The organism is Kitasatospora aureofaciens (genome assembly GCF_019192735.1).
GTDB classification, from domain to species: Bacteria; Actinomycetota; Actinomycetes; order Streptomycetales; family Streptomycetaceae; genus Kitasatospora; species Kitasatospora aureofaciens_A.
In genome coordinates, this window is record NZ_JAHTKP010000049.1 from 1 (window position 1) to 15,708 (window position 15,708).

General features: G+C 71.7%; 13 protein-coding genes, 1 tRNA gene and 2 pseudogenes. 1 reads left to right on the top strand and 15 read right to left on the bottom strand.

The features are described from left to right. The 8 genes and pseudogenes from KV557_RS43265 to KV557_RS31575 form a co-directional block, all read right to left on the bottom strand. Nucleotides 1-423 (bottom strand): annotated as a pseudogene (locus tag KV557_RS43265) (endo alpha-1,4 polygalactosaminidase); the annotation flags it as partial. A 22-nt stretch (nucleotides 424-445) separates the two neighbouring features. Next, complete coding sequence (locus tag KV557_RS31545) at nucleotides 446-1,138, bottom strand: spherulation-specific family 4 protein (protein ID WP_218204976.1); 693 nt, start codon at nucleotides 1,136-1,138, stop codon at nucleotides 446-448. After that, nucleotides 1,135-2,049, bottom strand: coding sequence for an NAD-dependent epimerase/dehydratase family protein (locus tag KV557_RS31550; protein ID WP_218204977.1), 915 nt, complete (start codon nucleotides 2,047-2,049; stop codon nucleotides 1,135-1,137). Before KV557_RS31550 ends, KV557_RS31545 begins: the two co-directional genes overlap by 4 nt. Nucleotides 2,050-2,171: 122 nt before the next feature. Next, nucleotides 2,172-2,873: pseudogene (locus KV557_RS31555) on the bottom strand (nucleotidyltransferase family protein); the annotation flags it as partial. Nucleotides 2,874-2,945: 72 nt separating this feature from the next. Continuing rightward, on the bottom strand, nucleotides 2,946-3,938 hold the full coding sequence (locus KV557_RS31560) for an SDR family NAD(P)-dependent oxidoreductase (RefSeq protein WP_218204979.1): 993 nt from the start codon (nucleotides 3,936-3,938) through the stop codon (nucleotides 2,946-2,948). Between the two features lie 129 nt (nucleotides 3,939-4,067). Next, entirely contained in the window at nucleotides 4,068-5,597 is a 1,530-nt protein-coding gene (locus tag KV557_RS31565; RefSeq protein WP_218204980.1) for a hypothetical protein, read from the bottom strand. Beyond that, complete coding sequence (pelF, locus tag KV557_RS31570; RefSeq protein WP_218204981.1) at nucleotides 5,594-7,105, bottom strand: GT4 family glycosyltransferase PelF; 1,512 nt, start codon at nucleotides 7,103-7,105, stop codon at nucleotides 5,594-5,596. Before pelF ends, KV557_RS31565 begins: the two co-directional genes overlap by 4 nt. A 115-nt stretch (nucleotides 7,106-7,220) precedes the next feature. Further along, complete coding sequence (locus KV557_RS31575) at nucleotides 7,221-9,575, bottom strand: hypothetical protein (RefSeq protein WP_256178249.1); 2,355 nt, start codon at nucleotides 9,573-9,575, stop codon at nucleotides 7,221-7,223. 497 nt (nucleotides 9,576-10,072) lie between these two features. Here KV557_RS31575 and KV557_RS31580 point away from each other — a divergent pair, with 497 nt between their 5' ends. After that, nucleotides 10,073-10,969 (top strand): tyrosine-protein phosphatase, encoded by an 897-nt coding sequence (locus KV557_RS31580; RefSeq protein ID WP_218204982.1) that lies wholly within the window; start codon nucleotides 10,073-10,075, stop codon nucleotides 10,967-10,969. Here the strand turns inward: KV557_RS31580 and KV557_RS31585 are convergent, their stop codons facing one another. From KV557_RS31585 to KV557_RS31615, 7 genes are all read right to left on the bottom strand, one after another. After that, the gene (locus KV557_RS31585) at nucleotides 10,970-11,875 is read right to left on the bottom strand and encodes an RNA polymerase sigma factor SigF (protein WP_218204983.1); all 906 of its coding nucleotides are present in this window, start codon (nucleotides 11,873-11,875) and stop codon (nucleotides 10,970-10,972) included. It abuts the gene before it with no gap. A gap of 144 nt (nucleotides 11,876-12,019) precedes the next feature. Then, a complete protein-coding gene (locus tag KV557_RS31590) occupies nucleotides 12,020-12,802 on the bottom strand; it encodes an RNA polymerase sigma factor SigF (protein ID WP_256178254.1) in 783 nt (260 codons plus the stop codon). A 343-nt stretch (nucleotides 12,803-13,145) separates the two neighbouring features. Continuing rightward, on the bottom strand, nucleotides 13,146-13,439 hold the full coding sequence (locus tag KV557_RS31595; RefSeq protein WP_218204984.1) for a Dabb family protein: 294 nt from the start codon (nucleotides 13,437-13,439) through the stop codon (nucleotides 13,146-13,148). Between the two features lie 95 nt (nucleotides 13,440-13,534). Continuing rightward, nucleotides 13,535-13,699, bottom strand: a complete 165-nt coding sequence (locus KV557_RS31600; protein ID WP_167344920.1) for a hypothetical protein — start codon at nucleotides 13,697-13,699, stop codon at nucleotides 13,535-13,537. Nucleotides 13,700-14,150: 451 nt separating this feature from the next. After that, nucleotides 14,151-14,240, bottom strand: a tRNA-Ser gene (locus tag KV557_RS31605). A 91-nt stretch (nucleotides 14,241-14,331) separates the two neighbouring features. Next, complete coding sequence (gene tadA, locus KV557_RS31610) at nucleotides 14,332-14,853, bottom strand: tRNA adenosine(34) deaminase TadA (protein WP_218204985.1); 522 nt, start codon at nucleotides 14,851-14,853, stop codon at nucleotides 14,332-14,334. A gap of 52 nt (nucleotides 14,854-14,905) precedes the next feature. Further along, nucleotides 14,906-15,481: a tRNA adenosine deaminase-associated protein gene (locus tag KV557_RS31615; protein ID WP_218204986.1), complete on the bottom strand. Its 576-nt coding sequence runs from the start codon at nucleotides 15,479-15,481 to the stop codon at nucleotides 14,906-14,908. Nucleotides 15,482-15,708 lie beyond the last annotated feature (227 nt).

The window sequence follows — 15,708 nt, forward strand, 5'->3', positions numbered from 1 at the left end:
GACCACCGAGGCGTCGTTCTCGAAGCCGTCGATGTCGTAGACCGGGACGTCCACCGACTGGTCCACGCCGCCGCCGAGCTGCCACTGCCAGGCGAGGCCCGGGGTGGGCTGCCAGCGGGCGCCGGACGGCGGCGGGGCGGTGGTGCTGCCCGGGGTGCCCGGGGCCGAGGACGTGGCCGGGGCGGACGGCGTGCCGGTCGCCGCGGGCGTGGTGGGCGTGCCGGGGGTGGCCGGGGTGCTGGGGGCGTCGGTGGCGCTCGGGGTCCCGGGTGTACCGGGGGCTGTTGCCACGGGCGAGTTGCTCGGGGAGTCCTCGGCCGACGGGCTGTTGTCGTCCCCCGAGCCGGAGCTGCTGCACGAGGTGGCCAGCAGGGCGGTGGTGAGGGCGACGGCGGCCAGTAAGGGCCGGGTACGGCGGTTCACGGTTGTCGAACTCCGGATCTGGTCAGGTCAGTTCAGCGGCGGTCAGACCGTGGGGAAGGGTGCTCCAGGGGTTCTCCCCGGAGCCCGGGACGGCGCAGCCGACGCCGGCCCGTCGGGCGGCGATCAGCGCGGTGACGTCCGGTGCCTGGTAGGCCGGGACGTCGTACACCAGGTGGCAGAAGCGGGAGGCCGCGTGGCGGCCGGTCCACAGCGGGAGGGTCATCTCGCGATAGGACTCCCAGGTGCCCTCGAAGGTGACCAGCAGGTCGGCCAGACCGACCTCGGCGTACCCCGGGTCCGGGTGCTGGCCGTGGCCGAACACGACGGTGCCGCAGCCGGCCGCCCTGGCCGCCGTGGCCAGCCGCCGGTAGTGCGCCAACGCGCCCGGGTGGCAGGCGACTTGATCGAAATAGACGCCGGTGATGCCATGTCGCTGACGATACGTCAAAATGTCGGCCACCACGGCCGCGTGGGGCCGTCGGCCGTAATCGGTGTCGGTGTAGCCGACCAACGGCAGGCCGGCCGCGCGGAGTTCCTCCGCGGCTTCGGCGAAGACGTTGTCCGGGGTCTCGCCCGGGCCGTCGGCGAGGTTGAGCACGACGGCGGCGATCCGGCCGGGGTCGGCGGCGGCGACCGCCCGCCAGGCCGCCGGGTCCACCGCGGGGTGGACGTACAGCGGCACCAGCAGGCGGCCGTCGGAGGTGGTCCCGGTCATCCGACGACCGGGTCGGAGCCGGGCTCGGTGCTGAGCCAGAGGTCGCGCAGGGTGTCGGCGAGGTCGGTCTCCGGGTGCCAGCCGAGCTCCCGGGCGGCGGCCGACACGTCGGCCTGCTGCCAGGAGACCGCGGCCGAACGCTCGGAGCCCGCCCCGCTCTCGTCGATCCGGCCGGTGAAGCCGGCCGCCGCGACCAGGCCGTCGGCGATCGCCCGGACCGGCTTGGCCTGCCCGGAGGCGAGGTTGAGCACCCGGGGGAGCGGACGGTCCGCGGCGGTGGCCAGGCCGACCGCGCGGGCGATGTCCCGGGCGTCGACGAAGTCGCGGTAGGCGGAGAGGTCCCCGACCTTCACGACGCCGTCGGCGCCCTCCGGGGCCACCCGGCGCAGCTCGGCGGCGAGCCGGCCGGGCAGCGAGCCCGCCGGTGCCCCCGGGCCGACCGGGTTGAACACCCGCAGCACCACCGCGTCCAGCGGCGCGCCGGCCACCGCGAGGGAGCCGGCCAGCTTGGTCGCGCCGTACACGCCGACAGGGCGGGCGTCGGCCTCCTCGGACAGCGAGCTGCCCGACTCGCAGACGCCGTACTCGCCGGCCGAACCGATGTGCACCAGCCGGGTCTTCGGGGCGCCGAGCTGCAGCGCCTCGCAGAGCACGGCCGGACCGCGTGCGTTCACCTCGGCGAGCTTGACCGCGCTGCCGGCCACCGCGCCGGCGAAGTTGACCACCACGTCGGGGGCCAGCGCGGCCAGTTCCTCGCCGAGCAGGCCGGCCTGGGCGGTGGCCAGGTCCAGCCGGAGGTCGTGAGTGGGCCGCCGGCCCGCGGTCAGCACGGTGGCGCCGGGCAGTGACCGCAGGACGGCGGTGGCGTGGCGGCCGAGGAAGCCGTCGCCGCCGAGAAGCAGGATCCTCACGCGGCCCGTCCGTCGCTCTCGGTGCCCGCGGTGGCGGGCGCCTCGACGTCGTCCTGGGCGGTGCGGGCGGCCGGGATCGGCAGCTCCGCGACGCTCAAGGCGGCGCCGGTGGTCTCGAAGGGCATGAGGACCGAACGGTTGGTCGCGAACTCGGAGTTGGCCCGGTCGTAGTCGTCCGGGCGGCCGATGTCCAGCCAGTAGCCGCCGAAGTCGTAGGAGGACGGCGGGGTCTTGGCGGCCAGCAGGTCGAGCACCAGCTCGTCGAAGCCCAGCGGCAGGCCGGGGGTGTACTTGGCGAGCGCGGAGCGGGACACGCCGTACACGCCCATCGAGACGCGGTAGTCGATGCTCGGCTTCTCCTGGAAGCCGGTGATGCTGCCGGCTTCGGTGGTCAGCACACCGAAGTCGATCTTGACCTGGCGGGCGTAGGTGGCGATGGTCAGCGGCGCGCCGGACCCCTCGTGGTGCTTGAGCACCCCGGCGAAGTCCAGGTCGGTCAGGATGTCGCCGTTCATCACCAGGAAGTGCTCGGGCAGCCGGTCCTGCATGGTGAGCAGCGGGCCCATGGTGCCGAGCGGGCTGTCCTCGACGGCGTAGCCGACCCGCAGGCCCCACTGGGAGCCGTTGCCGACGTACGCGCGGATGATGTGGCCGAGGTGGCCGATGGCCAGGGTGACGGTCTTGAAGCCCGCGGCGGCGAGCTGGCGCATCACGATCTCCAGGATCGCGTGCTGGTCGCCGATCGGGACGAGCGGCTTGGGGAGCGCGGTGGTGTACGGGCGGAGACGGACGCCCTTACCGCCGGCCAGGATCACTGCATGCATGGTGTTTCCCCCACGGAAAGAAGTGCAGGACGCGAACCTTGAAAACCAGGGCTGGCAAGATCGGTACAGCGGTCAGACGTTGTAGATGTCGGTCTTGTAGCGGGCCAGGTTGGCCGGGTCCCGGAAGAACTCGATGGTCTGCTCCAGGCCCTGCTCCAGCGTGAACCGGGGCGCCCAGCCGGTGGCGCCCCGCAGCTTGGTGGCGTCCGCGACCAGGCGCATGACCTCGGAGTTGGTCGGACGGATGCGCTGCTCGTCCTCCTTCACCACCAGGTCGACGCCCATCAGCTTGCCGACCAGGGTGACCAGGTCGCCGACCGAGATCTCGCCGCCGGTGCCGGCGTTGAAGGTCTTGCCGACCACGGTGTCGGCAGGCGCGGTGCCGACCGTGCGGAAGGCGTTCGCGGTGTCCTTCACGAACATGAAGTCACGGGTCGGACGCAGGTCGCCGAGGGTGATCTCGGTCTCGCCGGCCGCGACCTGGGCGATCACGGTCGGGATGACGGCGCGCATCGACTGGCGCGGGCCGAAGGTGTTGAACGGGCGCAGGGTGACGACCGGGGTCTCGAAGCTGGCGTGGTAGCTGTCGGCCAGCCGGTCCCCACCGGCCTTCGAGGCGGCGTACGGGGACTGGGTGTTGATCGGGTGTTCCTCGGTGATCGGCACGGTCTGCGCGGTGCCGTAGGTCTCGCTGGTGGAGGTGTGCACCAGGCGCGGGATCTCCAGGTGGCGCACCGCCTCCAGCACGTTCAGGGTGCCGGTGACGTTGGTGTCGACGTACGAGTGCGGGGCTCGGTAGGAGTACGGGATGGCGATCAGGGCGGCCAGGTGGTACACCGCCTCGGTGCCCTTGACCAGGTCGTTGACCGAGCCCGGGTCCCGGACGTCGCCGAGGACGATCTCGACCGAGTCCAGGACCTCCTTGGACAGGGTCTCCAGCCAGCCGAAGGAGGAGAAGGAGTTGTACTGGACCATCGCGCGGACGTGGTGACCGTCGGCGACCAGGGTCTCGACGAGGTGGGAGCCGATGAAGCCCTCGGCTCCGGTAACCGCGACGCTGCTCATGCGTGATTCGCTTTCTCGTTCTCGGGGGCGGCCGGGCGCTCTGTGGTGGCCCGGCCGGCGTGAACCGGCTCTCGCCGGTGACAGGTGTTCAGCTGTGCACGTGGTTCGGTCGTGCGTGTGTTCCGGTGTTCAGCGGTGCTGGGTGGTGCGGCCGAGCACGGGCCCGGCGATGGCGGTGAGGACGAAGGCGGCCGCCCCGCAGCCGATCAGCTGCAGGAGGGTCGGATCCACACCGGTCAGCAGCCCGGCGCTCTCGGCACCCGCGGCGGCCAGACAGATGAGGGCGGTGCTCCAGCTCAGCCCGAAGGCGTTCAGCAGCAGCGCCAGCCAGAGTGAGCCGCCGAGGAGGAGCAGCGCGCCGAGCTGCGGGACGCCGAGCGCGGGGGCGCCGGGCCACAGGACGGTCGCGGCGGCGTCCAGCGCGGCCACGGTGGTGAGGTAGATGAAGAGGCAGCCGAGCAGCACTCCGCCGGTCCGGCGGACGAACTCGCCCGAGGTGTGGCTGACCCGCAGCGCGGCGACGGCCATCGCCCGGTAGCGGAAGAGCAGCCACTCGGCGAGCCCGAGGCTGAGCGTCAGCGCGATCATGGCCGGGCCGGTCGGCGTGGTGTGCGCGCCGTGCGCGGCACCGGTTTTGACCGCCTCGTGGATGGTCACGCCGAGGCCGGCGATCAGGGTGAGGGTGCCGCAGGCCAGGCCGAACAGCAGGTGCGGGATCTCCTGGCGGAGCTGCAGCCTCACCGTGACGGCGTCCTTGTCCTTGGCGTCCTTGTCGCCGCGGATGCAGTCGACCAGCTCCCGGACGGCCAGGCCGACCGCGAGCACCAGCGAGGACAGCAGCACCACGGTCCGGACGACCTGCGGGACGTCCACCGCGAGCACCACGCCCGCGCCGACGGAGGCCGGCGCCAGCGCCAGCAGCAGGAACTTCTCCCGCCCGAGCACCAGCAGCACGGTCGCCGCGCCCAGGTAGGCGGACTGCCCGGCGGCGAAGTACAGCGAGCCGCGCGGCCCGCCGACCACGTACGCCGCGGTGGCGGCGATCAGCGCGCCGATCGGGGCACCGATGCTCAGGCAGATCGCGGACTCCCGGCGCCGTAGCCGGCTGAGCCAGCGGTACGCGCGGTGCGCGAGCGCCTGGTTGAAGGCCCAGCTGGCGACCGTCGCGACCGTGAGCGCGAGCATGCCGGAGGGCAGGCCGAAGCGCATCCGAGTGGCCGCGAACAGGTTGGCGCCGAGCAGGTAGCCGAGCCCTGGCAGGGCGAACACCAGGCCGCGCACGACGCAGCGCCAGGGATCGGCCCGCCAGGGGTTGGCGAACTCGGAGCTCGGGCCGGGGTAGCGCCGCTCGACCTTCTCGAACAGCTCCTCGGCGACGGTGAACGCGTCGGGCCGGCCGTACAGGAGTGCGGCCTGCTCGTCGGAGAGGCCGTCGGACTCCAGGAAGGCCGCGATCTCGAAGGGGTGGACGGCATCGGCGCAGATGTCGTGCAGCCGCTCGGCGAGTTCGTCCAGCGGGTCCGCGGAGAGGCCGAGCTCCTCCGCGGGCTCCGGCTGGGCCGGCAGCACCGGACGGCGGCGCTTGAGCGGCAGGGTGCGCAGCTGCATCGTCCGGTCGGCGCCGGCCTCGTCGGGAACCAGACGAATGGGACCGCTCACGCGCCCACCTCGCTGGGCTGGGGCCGGGCGGCGGCGAGCTGCTGGTCCCAGTCGGTGGGGACGTTGTCGGTGACGGCCACCATGCCGTTCGGCATCCACCGGGCGGTGCCGAGGAGTTCGGTGTAGATGCCGCGGAAGCCGTCGATGTTCTGGCGGAGCGTGAACTGCTCGATGACCCGCAGCCGGGCCTGCTCGCCGAGCCGGCCGCGCCGCTCGGTGTCGCGCAGCAGCTCGATCGCGGCGGCGGCCATCGGCTCGGGCTCGCGCGGCGGGACGACCAGCCCGGTGTCGCCGACGGCCTCGCGCACGCCGCCCACGTCGGTGGAGACGGTCGCGCGGCCGCAGGACATCGCCTCGATCAGGGTGAACGGGAAGCCCTCGCTGATGCTGGAGAGCATGACCACGTTGCCGGCCGCGTACGCGTCGGTGATGTCGGCGACGCGGCCCTCGAACGCCACCGCGTCGGCGATGCCGAGCTCGGCGGCCAGGGCTATGCAGCCGTCCCGGTACGCCTCGCCGCCCTTGGGCGTGCCCCCGAAGAGCCGCAGTCGCGCCTCGGGGATCTCGCGCCGGACGATGGCGAAGGCCCGGATCAGCGTCTCCAGGTCCTTGATCGGGTCGACCCGGCCGGCCCAGCTGAGGGTCGGGGTCTCCGGCTCGGGTCCGGCGGGCGGGAAGGCCGCCGGGTCCACGCCGTTGTAGACGGTCCGGATGTTCTCGGACGGGGTGCCGCCGCGCTCCTCCCAGCGCCGGTTGTACCGGTTGCCGGGGGTGACGAGGGCGGCCTGCCGGTAGCTCTCCTCGGCGAGCATCCGGTAGAAGCCGAGCAGCAGCGCCTTGACCGGCCAGCGGTACGGGCCGGTGCGGTAGCCGAGGTAGCGCTCGCGCAGGTAGATGCCGTGCTCGGTGAGCAGGAACGGGACGCCGTACTGCTGAGCGGCGATCAGCCCGGGGAGGGTGGCGAGGCCGCCGCTGGCCGCGTGGGCGACACCGTCCGTCGGCGGCTCGACCGAGAGCGGACGCAGCGCGTGCTCCAGCAGGTCGGTGGCGTTCAGGGCGTCGTGGAGGGTCGGCCGGGAGACGGCCGTGGGGAGGTAGTCGCGGGTCCAGACGTGCTGGAGGGTGCGCAGGGCGCGCTCGCTGCGCAGCGCGGGGCTGAGCAGCCCGCGCCGGGCGAGGTCGGCGAAGCCGTACAGCTCGGTGCCGAAGTGGGTGGTGTAGACCGGATCGAGGATGGAGTGGAGGAACCGCTCGTACGCGTTGAGGAAGCGCCGCATCTCGCTGCCGCGCGGTGCCCTGGCCTCGGAGGCCGGGCCCCACAGCGGTGCGGTGGTGACGGACCGCACGTTGGCGGGCAGCTCCCAGGCCAGTGGTTCGTGACCGGTTCCGGTGACGGCGATGACGTCGAAGTCGACGTCGGGCATGCCTTGAACGAGCTGGTCGCACCAGACGCTCACGCCGCCGTGCTGGTGCGGATACGTCCCCTCGGTGAGCAGGGTGACGCGCATCTCCTGTCCCCCCTCCTGTTCTTGCGTCGGTTGTCCGGCCTGGGTGGCCGGAACGGGAGCCGTGGCAGGGCCGGGCCGGGTCGCCCGGCCCGGCCCCGCCATCGGGTCTTACGAGTTACCGGGCGCCGGGCTTGCCGGCGTGCTTCCTGTCGAGCTCGGCCGCCCCCCCGGAGGCCTTGGCGCTCATCGCCACACCGGCGACGCTGCCGGTGCTGTTCTTCTCGACGCCCTTACCGGGCACCGGGGTTCCGCTGCCCGGGACCAGGGTCGGAGCCTTGGTCCGGGAGTTGTCGCTGGGGCCGACGGGGACCGGAGTGGCGACCCCCTGGGGGACCACCTTCTTGTCGGCCGGCGCCGGGGCCGGGACGGACTTGGCCGCGACGCTCGGTGCGACGGCGGCCGGAGCCGCCGGGGTGGAGCCCGAGGACAGCTGCAGCGTGACGGAGCTCTGCAGCGCGCCCGGTGCCACCCACCCGGAGAGCGTACCGGCGTACGCGGAACCGAAGGCCGTCGATCCGATGGCCAGCTTCTGAGTAGTTCCCGTCGGCATGGTGGCCTGGACCTGAACACCGGCCGGCGCGCTGACCGTGACGGTGTTGCCCACCTTGTACGCGGTGACCTGGCCGGAGGCGACGGCCGCGTTCCAGGCCGCGCGCTTCTGGAACTCCTGGCCGATCTCGCGCTCGCCGAGGTTCACGATCGGGGCGTTGGCGGCGTACAGGTTGCGGTAGGTGCCGAGGATCTTCTCCAGCACCGGGTACAGGATCCGGTCCTCGGAGAGGTTCGACTGGTGGATGAAGTGCGGCCGCGGGTCGTTGTTCATCACGTGGCCGAGGTCGATCCTGGCCTCCAGCGGCACGATGTACGACTGGAAGCCGGTGTTCACGTCCAGGGGCTTGGGCAGGCAGGTGGACGCGGGGTTGTTCTCGCAGATCCCGCTGCCGCCGTTGGCCTTGCTGGTGTAGATCCAGTTGTACTCGTCGGCCTCCTCCACCGCCGAGCCGGCGTTGTAGAAGACGTTCATCGGGTAGCGCGGCACGGTCAGCGTCGACGAGCCGACGGCCCGCTGGGCGGGCTCGCGGGAGGCGTCGCTGCCGGTGAACTTGATGCCGTTGGCGGCGAGCGCCGGCGCCAGGTTCGGGTTGTCGCTGGTCTCCTGCGGGGCGGTCAGCAGACCGGAGTGCTCGCCGGTGACGAGGACCTGCGGGTCGGGCTTCAGGCCGTTCTTGGCGGCCCAGTCGAAGTTGTTCTTGATCTGGGTGTTGATGGTGTTCCCGTCGACCCAGACCGTGTTGCCCGTGGCGTCCTTGGTGCAGCGCCACGGCACCACGGTGACGTCCTGGACGCAGCCCAGGTACGGGTGGGTGAAGGTGTGGTTGACCCAGCGGTAGCTGTTCTGGTCGGCGATCATCTGGTTCGCCGTCGGGTCGACCGTGGTGTTGTTGTTGGCCTTCCAGTCCTCGCTGCCGCCACCGTTGAACACCATGTCCAGGGTGAAGTTGTTGGCGGCCTCCCACTGCTTCGCGTACTGCGCGTCAGCGGAGGTCATCCGGATCGGGTTGGTGGTGCCGGGGGTGCCGGGCGGGCAGGTCACGTCACCGGGGGTGCACTTCAGCGTGGTGGACCAGCGGTCGTCCGCCAGGAAGACGTCGTCCACGTGGGCCGCGAAGTAGTTGCGGTCGTAGCCGAGGTGGACACCCTGGGTGATCCAGTCGACCATGCCGCGGGCCAGCAGGCGGTACTGCTGCTGGTACTGGTTGTAGACGAACGTGACGACCAGTTCCTTGCGGCCGTCGTGGCTGTACTCGCCGACCAGCGAGCCGCGCGAGCTGCTGTTCGGGATCGGAGCGTCCACGAGCGGCGTGAACGAGGCACCGGACGGGAGGCCGGCCAGCGGGGTGGCCAGGTAGCCGTAGCTCTCGCTGACGTTCGGGTCGTTGTCCTCGAACGGGACGCTGCCCTTGAGGTAGCTGAACGGGCCCGAAGTGCCGGCCGTGGTGGTGGCGGCCTGGAAACCGTCCAACGTGCCTATGTAACCGGGATTTTGCGCCCAGTTCAGTCCCACCGCCGGGCTGGCGAACGTGTACGCGTCGATCTGGCGGACGTTGAATGCCGCCTCGTACGTCGCGATCGCCGTCATCTCGGCGGCGGAGTTGGTGAAGGGGTTTTCGTTGGGCAGCACGATGCCCTGGTACTTCCCCCGGGGCTGTCCGTTGATCGTGTCGCTGAGGAAAGCGGCGTTGATCACCGGGCGGTTGGGGTCGCTGAGGGTGACGACCTTGTACGGGGTGCCCTGGCTCTTGAGCTCGGCGGTGATCGCTGCGACGGACGGGCCCCCGTCGTCGATGACCAGGACGGCGAGATCGATCCTGGGCGGCGTGGTGTCGCCGTGGGCCAGGGTGGTCTGCAGGCCGCTGGCCAGCAGAACTGCCGCCGCGCAGGCGGCAACTCTTCGGGTCGCTCGACCCATGGTGATCCTCCCCTTGGGGCAAGGCGCTTCGCTGCTCGGCGGTCGCCTGCCCTGTAGCTGTTCGCGGGCAGCAGGCTGCCCGGCGCCCATCCTGGTCGAGGGTCGGCTCCGTTAGGGACCAATTGGGCGAGAGTGCAGCAAACCTGTTACCAACGTTCATGGCGTAGCCATGGAGGCGCTGATTCTGACCGGAACTGTACCGGCCATGCAAATGATGAATTGAAAATGAAAAACCGGAACCTGAGTGCTACACCTGGTTACCAACCGTGCTTACCAACCGGGGCGACGTGGTGGGGCTCGCCGGGCGCCTACACTGTGGCGTTGCACACGACACTCTTGCACATCTTGCCGTTCCCTTGGGCAGGTTCATGCAATATCAGGCACCGCTGTGTCATGTGACAGTCCGAATATGCAATGGAGGCACCCGCGTGGCCGATCAACAGACCGAGGCCGGGGCAATCGGGGGCGATCGGAATGCGGCGCCGGAGTCCTGCGGAATGCCCCAGGTCGGGCGCAGTCTCGGACTGCGCGGCGCGGTCAACGCCCGCGATCTGGGCGGCTACCGGACCACTGACGGACGGGTCCTCCGTGCCGGTACGGCCCTGCGCAGCGATGGCCTGAACCATGTCACCGTGGACGACCTGATTTCGCTCCGGGCCCTCGGACTGCGCCGGGTGGTCGACTTCCGCAGCCTCGACGAGGTCCGCGAGGCAGGCCCGGACCGGCTGCCCGGCCTCCCGGCCGCCGAGTTCGCCCGCGACCTCCCCGCGGGCGCCGAGGTGACCCTCGAACCGGCCACCGCGGACGGCGTGACCCTGCACCATCTCCCGGTGTTCGCCCGGGACTTCGACATCTACGTCACGCTGCGCGACGCCCTGGCGGACCGCAGCCCCGAGACGCAGCACGCCCTGCTCGGCGACGGCCGGGCCGCCGCGATGATGACCGGCCTCTACCGCTGGTTCGTCACGGACCCGGTGGCGCGGGAGCGCTTCGCCACCGTGCTGCGCCTGCTGGCCGCCCCGGACGGCCCGCCGCTGCTGTTCCACTGCTCGGCCGGCAAGGACCGCACCGGCTGGGCGGCGGCCCTGCTGCTGACCGCCCTCGGCGTCGACCGCGAGACCGTCCTCGCCGACTACCTGCTCACCAACGAGCGGTCAGCCCCGGTCGTCGGCCGGGTGATGGACGACTTCGGCACCCGCGGCCTGATGCGGGAGCCGGAGCTGCTCCTCCCGGTGTTCCGGGCCGAACCCGGCTACCTGGCAGCGGCCTTCGGCGAGGTCGAGGCCGGCTGGTCCGACTTCGGGGCGTTCTGGCGGGACGGTCTCGGACTGGACGACGACGTGCTGGCCGGCCTGCGCGCCAACCTGCTGGACGGCAGCGGGAGTCGACCCTGATCAGCCCTCGCTGATCAGGCCCTCGCGGAGCTGGGTGAGGGTCTTGGTGAGCAGCCGCGAGACGTGCATCTGGGAGATCCCGATCTCCTCGCCGATCTGCGACTGCGTCAGGTTGCCGAAGAACCGCAGCATGATGATCCGGCGCTCGCGCGGCGGCAGCTTGGCCAGCAGCGGCTTGAGCGACTCCCGGTACTCCACGCCCTCCAGCGCGAGGTCCTCGTAGCCGAGCCGTTCGGCCAGCGGCCCGTCGCCGTCCTCCTCGCTGGGGCTGGAGTCGAGCGAGCTGGCGGTGTACGCGTTGCCCACCGCGAGGCCCTCGACCACGTCCTCCTCGCTGACGCCGAGGCAGGCGGCCAGCTCGGCGACGGTGGGGGAGCGGTCCAGCCGCTGGGCCAGCTCGTCGCCGGCCTTGGTGAGCGCCAGCCGCAGCTCCTGGAGCCGCCGCGGCACCCGGACCGACCAGCTGGTGTCCCGGAAGAAGCGCTTGATCTCGCCGACCACGGTAGGCATCGCGAAGGTGGGGAACTCCACCCCGCGCTCCGGGTCGAACCGGTCGATCGCCTTGATCAGCCCGATCGTGCCGACCTGGACGATGTCCTCCATCGGCTCGTTGCGGCTGCGGAAGCGCGCCGAGGCGTACCGGACCAGCGGCAGGTTGAGCTCGATCAGGGTGTCGCGGACGTAGGTGTGCTCCGCGGTGCCGGGCTCCAGCGCGGCCAGCCGCAGGAAGAGCGAGCGGGAGAGCGTCCGGGTGTCCAGCCCGGAGCCGGGCGGTGCGCCCGCTGGCGCCTCGGGGACGGGCGGTGCGGTGGACGGTACTCGCTGCAGCGGGATCCGGGCCTCGGCGACCGCGGTGCCGTTGGCCTGACCAGCGTGGATCTCCGCAGTGCCCAGCTCTCCGGACATGCACCCACCCCCTTGTGACTGACGGTTGAACGGGCGTCGACGCGCGGAGGTTCCCGGCGAAGGCCCTCCCCCTCCATACCGGCACACGATCCCCGGCAAACCCGAACGTCGCAAGATGTCACGCGGCGGTAACGCGGAGCGATCTCATTCTTCCCATGAGTTTCCGGTCCGAAGCCTCGTCAGGATGCGCGAGAGCAGCCGGGAGACGTGCATCTGGGACATCCCCAGCTCGGTGCTGATCTGGGACTGGGTCAGGTTGGCGAAGAACCGCAGCATGACGATCCGGCGCTCCCGCTCGGGCAGCTGGACCAGCAGGTGGCGGACCATGTCCCGGTGCTCGACCTCGGCCAGCGCGGAGTCCTCGTAGCCGAGCCGGTCGAGCAGGGCCAGCCCGCCCTCGTGCTCCTGGGCCGCCTCCAGGGAGGCCGCGTTGTAGGCCCGCCCGGCGTCCAGGCAGGCCCGGACGTCCTCCTCGGGGATGCGCAGGCTGGCGGCGATCTCGGGCACCTTGGGGACCCGCCCGTGGAGCACCGTCAGCTCCTCCATCGCGCCGCTGACCTGCACCCACAGCTCCTGGAGCCGACGGGGGACGTGCATGGTGCGGACGTTGTCCCGGAAGTAGCGCTTGATCTCGCCGAGGATGGTCGGCAGTGCGTAGGTGGGGAACTGCACCCCCCGGCTGGGGTCGAACCGGTCGATCGCGTTGATCAGGCCGATCGTGCCGACCTGGACGACGTCCTCCATCGGCTCGCTGCGGCTGCGGAAGCGGGCGGCCGCGTAGCGGACCAGCGGGATGTTGATCTCGATCAGCGCGGCCCGGACCCGCTCCCGCTCGGGGGCGTCCGGGGGCAGCTCGGCGAGGCGCTCGAACAGCACCCGGGTCAGCGTCCGGACGTCCACCACCGGGCGGCCGCCGGGGCCGCGCAGGCCGTCCGGCCGAAGCTCGCCGGCCGGGCTGATGATCCCCGCCAGCACTTCGTCCACGGACACGTCACCCCTCCCAAGTTCGACTATGGCGGGACCTGAGGAGCGGGTGTCGCGACTCGTGCACCACCTCGCCATGTCCGGCAAAACCGGTCATAGCATCACAAGGCGGGCGCAGGTCGGGCAAGTACCCGGTGGAGGTGTGTTGGTGCGCTGCCGGGCCTTGACCGGGCCTGCCGGTGAGGCGCCGCAAGGGCCGTTCCGGGACGGAGAACGGCGCCCCGCCCGGGTCCCGGACGGGGCGCCGCGGTCCGTCCGGGGGACGGCCCCGGGGCGGATGGCCCTATCAGACCTCGATGTCGGCGATCACCCAGGTGGCGAACTCGCGCCACTGGCCGGCCGCGGCCTGATGGGCCGGGTGGGTCAGGTAGGCCTGGAGCGCGTCGCGGTCCTCGACCAGGCTGTTGATCGCGTAGTCGTACGCGATGTCGCGCTCGGTGGTGTTCCAGCCGCACTCCCACGCGCGCAGCTCGGGGATCACCGCGCCGAGCTCGGCGAACGCCTCGGCGCCGGCGAGCGCGCGCTCGTCGTCCTTGCTGACGCCTTCGTTGAGCTTGAACAGGACCAGGTGCCGGATCACGATGCCGCTCCTCGCGGACGGGGGTTGAGGGTCCCGCCCACCGTAGCCGGTGCGACGGGACGGGATCACCGCCGTCCGCCACGTGATCGGCCCGGTTACTTGATCAGCCCGGTCATGAAGGTGCCGACCGCCTTGGCGGCGTTCGAGATGCCCTCGAAGCCCAGCTGGACGAGTTCGGCGGACCGGGCGGGTGAGGTGATGATCGAGTAGAGGACGAAGATGAGCAGGAGGACCATGCCGATCTTCTTCGCCTGCGCCATCGGGTGACCTTCCTCCCTGCTGTGGGCCGCCGCCATTCGGGTCCCCGAGCGGCCCTGCAGAGGCAGCTTATCCACCGGACGGGCTATCAAGTGTGCGACGCGTTCGCCCGGCGGGACGAAGGTCCCCGCGAGTGGGGCCTTTCTCCGGGTGCCCGGGCGCGACCCGGGCGGCAGGATGGTTGATGTGCCGAGGATCTGGCAGGAATCCCCGGTACGTGGATCCGGAGCTCCCCGCTGTGGGACCGGGCGCCGTGGCTTTCCCCCGACGCGGCACCGGTTGTGGGACTCCGCCGGGGGAGCGGTTGGTCCCCCCGAACCGCTCCCCCCTCCAGGCTCCGTACTCGACATGGGCGTTGGTGGTCATCCGCCCCGGGTGCGGAGCCCTTTCCGCGTCCGAGGGTGCGCGGAAACGCCGAGGGCCCGTCCGGATCGGACGGGCCCTCGGGCTTTCTGGCGGTAGCGGTGGGATTCGAACCCACGGTGGAGTTGCCCCCACACACGCTTTCGAGGCGTGCTCCTTTGGCCGCTCGGACACGCTACCGAGGGGAACTCTACCGGACGGGTGGCGCGGTCACGAAATCCGTATCCCACGGCTTTCGGCAGTGGGGTCGGAGTGGGGTCGGGCGGTGGGGTCAGCGGTGGGTGTCGAAGAACTCGCGCAGCTGCTCGCCGCACTCGTCGGCGAGCACGCCCCAGATCACCTCGGGCCGGTGGTTGAGCCGCCGGTCGCGCATCACGTCGAAGAGCGAGCCGGCGGCGCCGGCCTTCTCGTCGAGGGCGCCGTAGACCACCCGGTCGATCCGGGACAGCACGATGGCGCCCGCGCACATCGTGCAGGGCTCCAGCGTGACGACCAGAGTGCAGCCGCTGAGCCGCCACTCTCCGACCTGCTCCGCCGCCTGCCGGATCGCGACCACCTCGGCGTGCGCGGTCGGGTCGCCGACCGCCTCGCGTTCGTTGTGGCCGCGCCCGATCACCTCGCCGCCCGGGCCCAGGACGAGCGCCCCGACCGGGACGTCCCCGGTGGCCGGCGCCAGGGCGGCCTCGGCGATGGCGAGGCGCATCGGCGCCGCCCAGCGGTCGCGGACCGGGTCGGGGCGGACGGGGGCGGGCAGCGGGGCGATCGGGGGGGCTGCGGGGGTGGCGGACTGCATGGCATCCAGTGTCGGGCATCCGACGGCGGACACGGCTACGCGCCCGTGGCCGCTACCGGACCGCCTCCAGGACCTCGCCGCAGCCCAGGGCCTCGGCGATCTCCTCCAGGGCGTCGCCCGGGACCGCGCCCTCGCCGCTGAGGGCGAGCAGCTCGTCCGAGGGCAGGCCGAACTCGGTGAGCAGGTGGGAGTCGCCGAGCGGGCCGACCGGGACGCCGCCGTGCGGGGCCGTGTCCTCGGCGGCCTCCTCGTCCAGGTCCTCGGCCTCCTCGCTGTCCTCCAGCTCCACCACCAGATGGTCGAGGTCGCCGAACTCGCTCTCGCCCGCCTGGTCGACCAGCTCGTCGGTGAGGACGGAGCCGTACGAGCTACGGGCGGCGGCGGCGCCGTCCGACACGAAGATCCGCGGATCCTCCTCGCCGTCCACCCGGACGATGGCGAACCAGGCGTCCTCCTGTTCGATGAAGATCAGGACGCTGTCGTCGTCCTGCGCGGCGTCGCGAGCCAGGTCCGTCAGATCGGCCAGGGTTTCGACGTCGTCGAGCTCCGTCTCGCTCACATCCCACCCGTCCTCGGTGCGAGCAAGCACTGCAGCGAAGTACGCCACCAGGGACACTCCCAAGATCATCGGTCTCGGCTGTCGGCGCGCAGGGCGACGCGAACATCTGGCCGCCCCCGCGCCAGAGGCGGTCCGCTGTTCGGACCGTCCCATCGGAATCGTGACAGAAAGCCCGCCCTTCCGGGGGGTGTTCGGCAGCGCGTCTTTGCAGGTCGTGTCGGAAGGGTTGGCCGGCGGCCGGTGCGGCGCCGCCGGGACGGTCCGAAGCCCGTCGAATGACGGGCGGACGTCCACCG